The organism is Labilibaculum sp., from assembly GCF_963664555.1.
Classification (GTDB): Bacteria; Bacteroidota; Bacteroidia; order Bacteroidales; family Marinifilaceae; genus Labilibaculum.
Window position 1 is genome coordinate 1,039,028 of sequence record NZ_OY761461.1, and the last position, 11,447, is coordinate 1,050,474.

An 11,447-nucleotide genomic window follows, 5' to 3' on the forward strand; every position below is an offset into this window, starting at 1 on the left:
AAATACAATATTTGCTAAGGCCGTTTCACAATGTGGTGAAACGGTTTTTTACTTCGGACTACTTCCTGGTTTGGGTATTTCTTTTGAAACAGCAACAGGCCCAATCACATAAGTTTTTGGCCCCAAATACAAATCAGAATTCATCATTTCTTCCCACGTAACTTCTTTCCCTGTGTAGGCTGATATTCTTCCCATGATACCGGTAAGGGTTGATTCTGCAATTTGGAAAGCCTCATTTACCGGCTTCCCGGTTCGAATGGCGGTAAGCAAATCGATATGTTCCTGATCGTAAGGGTTTGTAGCCAGACGACTTAGAGTAGAGCTATTCCCTTTTCGGGGATAATCAAAAGTCCATTTAACCGATCCATCAGGATTATAAATCGTATTTTCACAATTTGTACTTCCTTTACTGCCTTGAATACGATCAGAAATTGAATTGCTGCAATCATTAATTTGACGGCACATGCTATGGTAGTGAATGTCTTTATCATACACAAAGTCTACGCTAAACATGTCGTACTGATCGCCGGTAATTCTCTGATGCCGGGCACCAAAACCAAGAGCTTTTTCAGGGTGTTTGCCTACAAACCAATTCATGGTATCTAAATTGTGAACATTTTGTTCTACAATATGATCGCCCGAAAGCCAGCACCAGTTCACCCAGTTTCGAATCATGTTTTCCAGTTCAGACCAGACGGCACGGGGATTTCTATGCCAGAGCTTCCCTACATTGTAATAACTGTTGGCTGATACAATATCACCAATTTGTCCATTGTTCACTCTGCGGAAAGTTTCCAGGTAATCTGCCTGATGGCGTTTTATTGTTCCGGTAACTACTGATAATCCCAGCATTTTTGCCTTTTCGGCCGATACCATTACGGAACGGACACCCACCGGATCGACAGCCACAGGTTTTTCCATAAAGACATGCTTTTTGGCTTTCACACAGGCTTCGAAATGTTGTGGTCTGAAGTGTGGCGGAGTTGCAAGAATCACAATATCAATATCGCAGTTCATCAGTTTTTCGAACGAATCGATGCCTGAAAAACACTTGTCGGGAGAAATTTCAATACCCTTTTGGTTTTTTATTTCAAGGCGGCATGCATCAATACGGTCTTGAAAAACATCAGCCAAAGCAACAATTTCAACATTGGGGCCGGCGTTTAAAAAGTTTAATGCAGCACCTGTTCCCCGGTAACCGCAACCAACAATTCCAGCTTTTAGCAGAGGACCATCTGGTGCTGTGTTCAACATGGGTGGAAAAGAATATTCTCTTTTTTGACCCGATTGGCAAGAAGTAAGAAAGGGATTTATCCCAATGGCACCTATAATTCCTGCCGTGGCAGCATTGCGCAGAAAATTTCTCCGGCTGTTGTTGTAATCATTGCTATTCATATTATCGGAACGTAAAAATGAAAATTATTTGATTCTGTTAATCTGATTTTCCTGCGGCCATTCGCAAACTACACGGAAACCAACATCATTGCAATCGGAATACCACCAAATGCTTTTCGGAATCTGAGGATCGCTTATCATCCATTTATCATGTTTGGTATAATCTTTAAAGTTCCAAAGTAGTTCATGAACTGAGCTTTTAAATGATCCTCCTTTGACTATATGTTCAGTTTTTGTGCTTGCTTTTATCGTATCAAGGCAAAATTCACGAACATTGCCAAGCAGATTTAAAATTCCATATTTGTTTGTTAAAACCTCTTCCGGCAAGCCTGTTTTTCCATTGCTGTTTTCTTTCCAAATCACGTAATTATTGATTTCACCGCTCGGTTTTTGAAATAGATTCAGAACAATATTTTTTGCAGTGTAATCTGAAGTTTTACCCCCAAAAAAGAATTCTTCATTTTCATTGGTTCCGGTAGCATATTCCCATTCTGTGGCAGTTGGCAGACGATATGTTTTTCCTGTTTTTCGAGAGAGCCATCTGCAATAGGTATTTGCAGCATGCCAAGTCATGGTAACTGCGGGTCGGTTTCCCATTCCCCATCCCTGCGAAGGATCCCCGAAGGGTGGGGTTGCTCCTGAAATTGCATCAATATCAGTATTGGTTTCGGTACGACCTTCTGATTCTGTCTCGCTAAGAAAGCTTTGGTATTCATTCCAAGATACTTCTGTTTTAGCCATGAAAAAAGACTTGCTCATTTTGGCCGCGGCAGGTATTGCTATCATTTCGAAAGCAATTGATGTTCCCGGTATTTTTTCGGTGAAATTGATAAAATACTTCACCTCTGCAGCTTGGTGGTATTTTATTTCCGTTTGTGAAGATTTTAAAAAGTTGAGATTTTCATGAAGTAATTCCTTTTCACCATGTCCAACACCTATATGACAATTGATACAATCCAAATCAGCTTTATTGTTTTTATAATATAGATGTGCTTCATCTCCTTTCTTTGATAAGTTTAGGGGAAATAAATTTTGGTGACATTTGATGCAGGATTCATTAAAGGTATGATGCTTTGCATTTTCCAGAGTAGATTTTTCATCCCAGTTGATTTGATCGGTATCCTTACACCAATAGGAGTAAAGATCTCTTGAGCCTGCTGTTATTTTTTCGGGCCAATATGCGATATGTTCTTTTGGGGGCAGATGGCAATCAACACAGTGAATAACAACTCCACTTTTATTGTTGTGGTGAGATGATATTTTCCACTCATTATCTGAATGAGAATGCACATGACAAGACATGCAATATTCATCAGAGGAGCTCAGGTTATCAATTCCTTTACTACCTGTGACAAGTGCCAGAGCAAAAAGGAAAGACCAAAGGATGAATAGAAGGAATTTATTTTTGTACAGGAATTTATTCATCAGGAAATTATATCTGGGCTTAAATTATTTGAACAGCTCATCGTTTTATGTTCCAGTTTGTATTGTTTTGGTGTTTTTTTATACTCTTTCTTGAAGCATTTGGAAAAATATTTAGGATCATTAAAACCTACCTTAAAAGCAATTTCCTGAATGGTTAAATTGTAATTAATTAGTATAACAACTGCTTTTCGCAATCTGAATGTGCGAACAAAATCGACTAGTGTTTTGCCTGTTAAAGAAAGGAATCTTCTGTAAATATTGGAATAACTCATGTTTAAACTCGTGGCAAGTTCTTCCAATCTAAACTCTGGATCTTCAAAATTATTTTCTATTTCCAGAAGAACTGATTCAATAAACTTTTCATCTGGTGATTCAATTTCCAGTTCTTTGCAATCTGTTAGTATTTCAGCGCGATATTGTTCGATTACTCTTTTTTGAGCATCTAAAATGTTGTTTACTTTTAATAAGAGCTCTTTTACATTAAATGGTTTGTTAATATATTCAATCGCACCAAATTTCAGCCCTTCCAGTTTCGAATTTGTTGTGTTTTTTGTTGTTAGTAATATAATTGGAATGTGACGGGTGCACTTTTTCTCTTTTAAATTTTTGCAGAGTGTGATTCCATCCATAATTGGCATCATCACATCACTTAAAATGATATCTGCCTTGTAATCAGAGAGGCAATTCAGGGCCTCCTGTCCATTCTGAGCAACTCTTACATTGTAAAAAATCTTAAAGCTATCCTGCAAAAACAAAAGCATTTCATAATTGTCTTCAACAATCAAGATGTTTTTTTTGTTTTCATCAGGAATCAATTCACTTAGTTCTTCATTTAGATTTAATGGCAAAATTGGGGTTTCATTTATTTCTTCCTTGTTGGATTCATGATACGCAAATTCGTCCTGTCTGAAATGTTGGTTGCCAAACGGGATTGATATGGTAAATGTTGTTCCTTTATGGAGTTCGGATTCAACAGTGATCTCCCCTTTGTGAAGTAGAATTAATTCTTGACTTAAAGCCAGACCAATTCCAGTTCCGCCAATTGCTTTTCCATCTTTCGACTGATAAAACAGATTAAAGATATTTGTGAGTTCATTGTTTGGAATGCCTATGCCGGTATCGGTTATTTTAATTTCTACTTTTTTTTCTTCAATATTCTTGTTTAGGTGTATTACTATTTTTCCTTCCCGGGGAGTAAATTTAAAGGCATTGGCCAAAAGATTGTAAATTACATGCTCCAGTTTTTGCTGATCGTACCAAAGTAGAATTTCTTCTTTTTCAATTCCTTCCACACTAAAATCAATTTGCTTGAATCGGGCTTGCTCCGTAAAAGAAAGCGCCGTTTTATTAATGTCTTTAATAATGTTATTCTCACTAACGCTGATTTTTAATTTCCCCAATTCCTTATTTCGTATAGTCATTAATTCCATTGCAATCCGCGATAATCGGTTGGCATTGTTCTTAATAACCTGCAGGCGTTGTCGAAGCAAGAGATTCCCCTCTGCACGTTCAATCATATTTTCAATAGGTGATAAAATTAAGGTTAGCGGCGTTTGAATTTCATGTGACATTTTTGCGAAGAAATTCATCTTCAATTCATACAATTCTTTGTTCTTTTCATTTTGAAGTTCTTTTAAATACAGTTTTTTCTTTAATCGTGCCCACATAATGGAGTAACGAATTATAAAGAAACTGATGATTGCAAACAGAATTGTATAAATCAAATAAGCCCACCATCTTAGCCAGAATGGAGGAAGAATTTTAAGCTCTATTGTTTGAGTCTGAATATCCCAAATGTTTCTTTTTGTTCCTGCTTTTACTTCAAACGTATAATTGCCGTAAGGGATATTTGTATAGGTAGCCACACGCATGTTTTCGGTTGTGATCCAATTGTTATCGAATCCTTTTAGTCGGTAGGCGTAAAAATAGTTTGGATCCAGATGGTCGTTTATAACAGAGAATTGAAATGAAAAAGAGGTTTGTTTATGATTTAGCTTTAACGTTTTGATTTGCCCGATGCCTGCTTTCAGTTGTTTCGGAATTAATTCTTCTGCATCTCTGTTAACAATTTTAAGCTGATTAATGCGAAGGTGTAACTCCATATTTGTTTTTTTTATTCGGGAAGGATCAAAATGGTTTAATCCTCCCACACCACCAAAATAGAGGACTCCGTCTTTATCTTTGGCAGCACTTCCTGAAAGAAAGCGATCTTTTAAAGTTCCGTTTTTCCACGAATAAAAATAACTGCGGCCTGAAGCAAGATCCAGATGAGAAATGCCGTTGATTCGTGAAACCCATAAATTAGAACTGTCTGCAGCAATCACAGCGATAACTCCGTGAATTTCTTCATTGTTAAACCCGCTAATTGGTGCTGTCTTTTTCTCCTTCGTGCTGAATTTGAGTAGTTTGGAATAAGAATTTACAAAATAGAGATTTCCGTGATCATCTGAAGCTCCATGGCTTATACTATTCTCAGTCTGATTTTTAGTGTTTACTAATTGAAATGGGATGAAAAAGGAATCTTCCAGTGTTTTTTCTTCTTTAAATAAGAACAATCCACCGTCAACCATACCCATCCAGATCTGATTGTTTTCATCCTTTAAAAAGACTTCTGCGATACTCCCTTTAAGGCCGTTTTTATTGTGCGGATAAAAGGCCATTTGTTTGCCTGATAGCGAGTAAACTGAGATTCCGACATTGCTGCCAACCCAAATTCTATTTTTATTGTCGATGAATAAAGACCTGATATCAGTAGCCATCTGTCCGGCCTTATTTACTGCTTTTATCGATGAGAATTTATTTGTTTTTGTATCGTAATGGAGTAATCCGTTAAGGTAAGTTCCAATCCATTTGTTTTGGTTTTGATCCTCAACCATGGTTTGAATGTAATTCCCTGTCAGTCCATTGGCTGTGTTGGTTTTTGCAATGAATTGCTGAATTGCTTTTCCCGTTTTATCAATTATGGTGATTCCTTCCCCATCGGTACCAATCCAAAGATTTTCATTTTCGCATTTTAATATGGATAGAACTCTTGTTGGAGAACCGGAAAGGCTGCCACTATAGTATCCAAAAGTTGATGATTCACTGGGTAATATATTGATATTGCCATAATTTGTGAATATCCAGATATCATTATTGTTAGTTTCTCCTAATCCTATAACTGTATTGCTTTGTAATGAAAATTTATTGGTTTTAGAATGAGTATAGCTTTTTATCTCTTTTGTTTTCGGATTCACCTGATAAAGTCCGCCACCATCCGTACCTGCCCAAATGGTTCCTTTGCTGTCGCAAAAGATGCGAATGATCATATTGGTTGGGACGAAATGAGAAGTTTTGGCTTTGTTGTGAAAATGTTCGTAGGTTTCTGTTTCTAAATCATAGACAAATAATCCGTACAGTTCTGTACCAATCCAAAGATTTCCATTTTTATCGCTGGTTAATATGATTGTATTAAAGGGATTACTGAAAGGTCCTTTTAGTTCGGTAAGTTTCAGGGTCGATGTATTTCCCTTAAAGATTCGCCCTTTGTTGGTGCTGAACCATATCATATTCTCTTTTCCTTCAACAATGGATGTAATGGTTTCGCCGGATGAGTATATGTCAAATCTGATGATTGTTGAATCGGCAAGAGACTGACCGATCACTGTTCCGAAATTGCTGCCTAACCAAATTCTCGACGAACTAATATTTACAGATTCCAGTGTTTGATGCTCCGCTAACATGCTGATGTTGGAATATTGCGGTGCATATTTTTCAGATGGCATCAGTTTGGATATTGAGCCTTTTTTTGATACGCACCAAATGTTTCCATGTGAATCTTTTAATAAGCTAAGAATTGAGGCTGCAGATGCTTCCTTACCAAATATTTCGCTGTGGGAATATTGACGGTAATCATAACCATCAAAGCGCAGAATACCAGAATGAGAGTTGAGCCACAGATAGCCAAGTGAATCTTCAACTACGCTTGTGGCAATGGTTTGCTGTCTACCAACTTCTGCTCTTACATGGATAAAGTTGGTAGATTCATCTGCGTATGAAAAGAGATAAGTAGTACAAGCCAATAATAGTAGAATCAGTTTAGCTACAGGTGAATTTTTTCTCAACATGATGAATCTATTTCTAAGTTCAGGTACAAACAAAAATAGACATCTGTTATAAGCCTTCCAAGTAGAATTCAAATAAAATTGGCTGATGGGTTATGTGTAAGTATCTTAAAATTAATACTATGGGAAAATATCTACCACTTAGCCTAAAATGTCCACCTCTCGATACTAAATAATCCCCAATATTATATTCTCGAATTTAATAGTTCTTACTATAAGTAAGAGATAATGCGTGTTAAACCATATAACTCATTCTAAATAATTTCGGTATGAGACGATATTTACACAATGCAGCAAATGAGTTTTAAAAAAAAACTATCACGTTAGGATTACTAACATTGTTTTCAGTGTGAGTAGTGGAACTATTTATTAACCCAATATCTAAATTTTTTTTTGTATAAAATCTAACCTTATGAAGAATCAAACAATGAAAAAAAGTGACTATTTAAAAATTCCAAAAATGGGTTTTAAACGGAGCTCATTTTTGTTATTCGCAATCGTTGCCATGACTTTTGCCACCAGTTGCGACAAAGACGAATCAGTTAATTTACCAGAGACAACCACAGGTGAAGTAACTGATATCACAGGTCAGAATGCTGTTGTGAGCGGCAGTGTAACATCCAACGGAGGATCAAAAATTCTTGCTATGGGAATTTGCTGGACGGCTAAAGATGTTGAGCCAACTGTAGAAGATAATTTTGCAGCAGTAGGTGAATTTACTCCGGATGGTATTTTGCAGGAGGATTGGAATTATTCAGCGACCCTAAATGGATTAGCTGTTAAAACGGCTTATAAAGCCAGAGCTTATGCCGCGAATGAAGCAGGTACTTCTTACGGAGAAACTATTTCTTTTACTTCTAAAGCAGGGAAAACTTTCCATGTATTAACAGCGGATATGATTGATACCTATACGCAAGAAGTTGAGGAAGGACCTAAGGAATCTCTTATTGATGACGATTTTGATACCTATTGGCATTCAGCCTGGTCTGATGAACCTGGTGCAGAAGTTATGCCATTGCCTCATCATATCCAAATTGCATTTGCCGAAGATAAAAACATTGGAGGATTCCAATTCTGGACCAGAAGTACATCCAACAGATCAAACGATCCTGTCAAATTCGATGTGCAAACAAGTACAAATGGAACTGATTATACAACAGTATGGACTTCAGAAACTATAGCAACTCAGCCACGTCCGGCTGATAACACTATTTCACTTGATAAGAATTATTCTTCTAAATATTTTAGGATTAGAGTTCTTGACACACGTACAACAGGATTAACCCACACTACAATGAGTGAGATAAAAGTGTTCGATGATGGTATGCTGCCTTATTAAAAGGGGGTTAATCTAAAATAATCAAGAACAACATGTATAATAGTTTATTTATCTAATTAAGATTCAAGATAATAATTATGAGATATTTGCGACAAATAAAGTTTTTTCAAAAAAACTTTCAGAATAAAACGATGCACCATACTCTCCCAAGTATTCAAAAAGCGATAAGTTTGTTCGTTTTTATGCTGTTTTTTACAGCTATTGCAAGTGCACAATCTGTTGAAATAAAAGGGAAAGTATTAGATAACGATACTCAGGAATCATTACCAGGTGTTAGTATTATAATAAAAGGAACTACCCAAGGTGCTATAACTGATATAAATGGAGATTATACTCTAAAAGTAAGGCAAGCAGATGCGCTTTTAGTTTTTTCATTTATTGGTTATGAATCACAGGAAGTATCGGTTAACGGTCAGGCAACTATTAATGTTAATTTAAAAATTTCATCTAGTGATCTTGATGAGGTTATGGTAATTGCATATGGAACGACAAAAAAATCAAATTTAACAGGTTCTGCTGTAGCATTAGACAGCGAAGACCTTAAAGATGTTTTTGTATCGAATGTAGCATCCATGCTTCAAGGAAAAGTTGCCGGAGTGTACTCCTCTGCAGGAAGTGGACAACCTGGTTCAAGTTCAGAAATCACTATACGAGGTAAAGGTTCATTGTCAGGTACTACATCACCTCTTTGGGTGGTTGATGGTATTATAATGGGTAATTCTGACCCAGGCTTTAGCCCTGCTGATATTGAAAGCATTACTGTATTAAAAGATGCTTCAGCTACTTCGTTGTATGGGTCTTTGGCTGCTAATGGGGTTATTTTATTGCAAACTAAAAGAGCGAATAAAGGCGATTCCAAAATAAATGTTAATGCAACCTACGGATTCACCACATTTAATAACGGGAATTTCTCCTTGATGAATTCTCAGGAATTATATGATTATCAAAAAACATGGAACCCTGATGTAACCGAGGATGTGTTAAACACGGATACGGATTGGATGGACATTGGTACACAAACCGGAAAAGCACAAGAGTATAACGTAAACTATTCTGGTGGAAACGAAAAGATGACTACTTATTTATCCGGTACTTATTATAATGAGACAGGTGCATTAAAAGGATATGAATACGAACGTTATTCAGCGATTGCCAACTTTGACATTAATGCCACTGAACGCCTTAGGATTAAAGTAAATTTATCTGGCGATTATCGTACGACAAAAGACCAGCAACATTCCACATATGCAATGTTTACTTACATGCCGTGGGACGAACCTTATTTGCCTGATGGTTCTGTTTTAGATCCAAGAGTTGATAGTGGTAAAGATTATTTACTCGAAAATAATAAGGTTTGGTATGGAAGAGACGAAAACAATTACCTATACGATTTGCAATACAATTATGGCAAATCACGCAGTAACAATCTTCGTGCAAATATCGGGTTTGATTATAAAATTAACGACTGGTTGACTTTTTCGTCAATGAATAACATAGCTCTTAATTTTGGACAATCTGAATGGTATACTGATCCTCGTTCTATAAGTGGGCAGGCAGACAGAGGAACATTATATGAAAGTTATAGTTTTAGCAAAACCCGTTTCACCAACCAAATGCTTCGAATCAGCAAGAGTTTTGGTCTTCATGCACTGAATGCATTTGTTGCCTGGGAATTTACTGACTACCATTCTGATGATGCTAATGCTACAGGGAAAGGTATTGCCGCAGGCCTTACTGTACTTAATACCACTGCTGAAGCTGTTTCGGTAGGCGGGTACAAGGGGGAAAGCGCTAAACAAAGTATGCTTGTCAATTTGCAATACGCCTATAATGATAAATATCTGGCTACTGCTTCCTTTAGCAGACAAGGTTCAAGCAGCTTTGGTCCAAATAAGCAATATGGTAGTTTCTGGTCAGCTAGTGTAGGCTGGAATGCCCATAGCGAAGATTTCCTAAAAGAGGTAGAATGGTTAAACACTTTAAAATGGTCTGCCAGCATGGGACAAGTAGGAAATGCTCCGGGAGGATTTCAATATCTTGGTTACTTCGCTTTTGTAGATCAATACAATGGAAATAGTGCTGCTACTCCATATCAAAAAGGAAATCCTGACATTAGTTGGGAAAAAGTAACCAGCTACAACACAGCTATCAACACAAGATTATTCAACCGTGTAAGTATTAATTTAGATCTGTACTATAAAAATAGCGATAACCTGCTAACTTATGTTCCACTTCCTGCATTGACTGGTTATAGTGGGATATGGATGAATGTTGGGCGTGTTACCAACAAAGGGTACGAGCTTACTGTTTCTCCTGAAATAATCAAAACTTCCAGATTTAAGTGGGATATGACTTTGAATCTTGCTTACAACAAAAACAGGGTTAAAGAAATATACGAAGATAAAGCCTATACAAGTGGGAATACAAGAATCGAAGCCGGTTATGATATGGATGCACAATACCAACGTATATGGTACGGCGCAAATCCTGCCAACGGTGAACCACTTTGGGAAAAAGTTACTGTGAACGAAGATGGTACTGAAACGGTTACTTTAACTTCAGACTACGCTGATGCTACCCTGCAGTTTACCGGAACTAAAGGCACTCCTACATATACAGGAGGAATTCTCAATAAATTTGCTTTTGATAATTTCACTTTAACTGCAAACATCAGTTTTGTTGATGATATTTATAAATATAACAGTAACAGAGAATTATTTGATAGCGACGGATCATACGCTTCTTTTAATAATATGAATTTGGCTGATGGCTGGAGTCGTTGGGAAAAACCAGGAGATGTTGCTACTCATCCAAAACCATTTAAAGGTGGGGTTAATGCAAATAAAAACTCATCACGATATTTAGAAGATGCAAGTTATATCCGTTTACGCAATGTAACGTTGGCATACAACCTTCCTAAAAACGTATTAAACTTACTTAAGATATCAAGTGCTTCTGTTTATGTAAGTGCGGATAACATGATTACACTGACAAACTGGTCAGGAATGGATCCTGAAACCGGCGCATTATACCCACTGTCTAAAAAAATTATGGCAGGCGTAAAAATAAATTTTTAATAAGTAAAAATTATTAATGTTTAAAAAGATGAAACGTCCATGTATAATGCTTTTACATACAGAGGAGATGATTATCATGGAAAGTTCCATATGGCAAAACATAAAATA

5 protein-coding genes are annotated in these 11,447 nt (G+C 36.8%); 2 read left to right on the plus strand and 3 right to left on the minus strand.

Translation table 11 applies throughout. The features are described from left to right. Positions 1-48 precede the first annotated feature (48 nt). Genes ACKU4N_RS04345 through ACKU4N_RS04355 form a run of 3 tightly spaced genes read right to left on the minus strand, consistent with a single transcriptional unit; the run spans position 49 to position 6,926 of the window. On the minus strand, positions 49-1,395 hold the full coding sequence (locus ACKU4N_RS04345) for a Gfo/Idh/MocA family protein (RefSeq protein ID WP_321320944.1): 1,347 nt from the start codon (positions 1,393-1,395) through the stop codon (positions 49-51). A 24-nt stretch (positions 1,396-1,419) separates the two neighbouring features. Next, on the minus strand, positions 1,420-2,820 hold the full coding sequence (locus ACKU4N_RS04350; RefSeq protein ID WP_321320946.1) for an SUMF1/EgtB/PvdO family nonheme iron enzyme: 1,401 nt from the start codon (positions 2,818-2,820) through the stop codon (positions 1,420-1,422). Beyond that, positions 2,820-6,926, minus strand: a complete 4,107-nt coding sequence (locus ACKU4N_RS04355) for a hybrid sensor histidine kinase/response regulator transcription factor (RefSeq protein WP_321320948.1) — start codon at positions 6,924-6,926, stop codon at positions 2,820-2,822. The genes ACKU4N_RS04350 and ACKU4N_RS04355 overlap by 1 nt, the downstream gene beginning before the upstream one ends. A gap of 409 nt (positions 6,927-7,335) precedes the next feature. On the opposite strand from ACKU4N_RS04355, the gene ACKU4N_RS04360 reads away from it, so the two are divergent. Then, entirely contained in the window at positions 7,336-8,262 is a 927-nt protein-coding gene (locus ACKU4N_RS04360) for a discoidin domain-containing protein (RefSeq protein WP_321320950.1), read from the plus strand. A 131-nt stretch (positions 8,263-8,393) separates the two neighbouring features. After that, the gene (locus ACKU4N_RS04365) at positions 8,394-11,339 is read left to right on the plus strand and encodes a SusC/RagA family TonB-linked outer membrane protein (RefSeq protein ID WP_321320952.1); all 2,946 of its coding nucleotides are present in this window, start codon (positions 8,394-8,396) and stop codon (positions 11,337-11,339) included. Positions 11,340-11,447: the final 108 nt, after the last annotated feature.

Bases quoted from the DNA above. Each gene is read 5' to 3' on its own strand.
- ACKU4N_RS04345 (WP_321320944.1), bottom strand. From the start codon at position 1,395: ATGAATAGCAATGATTACAACAACAGCCGGAGAAATTTTCTGCGCAAT.
- ACKU4N_RS04350 (WP_321320946.1), bottom strand. From the start codon at position 2,820: ATGAATAAATTCCTGTACAAAAATAAATTCCTTCTATTCATCCTTTGG.
- ACKU4N_RS04355 (WP_321320948.1), bottom strand. From the start codon at position 6,926: ATGTTGAGAAAAAATTCACCTGTAGCTAAACTGATTCTACTATTATTG.
- ACKU4N_RS04360 (WP_321320950.1), top strand. From the start codon at position 7,336: ATGAAGAATCAAACAATGAAAAAAAGTGACTATTTAAAAATTCCAAAA.
- ACKU4N_RS04365 (WP_321320952.1), top strand. From the start codon at position 8,394: ATGCACCATACTCTCCCAAGTATTCAAAAAGCGATAAGTTTGTTCGTT.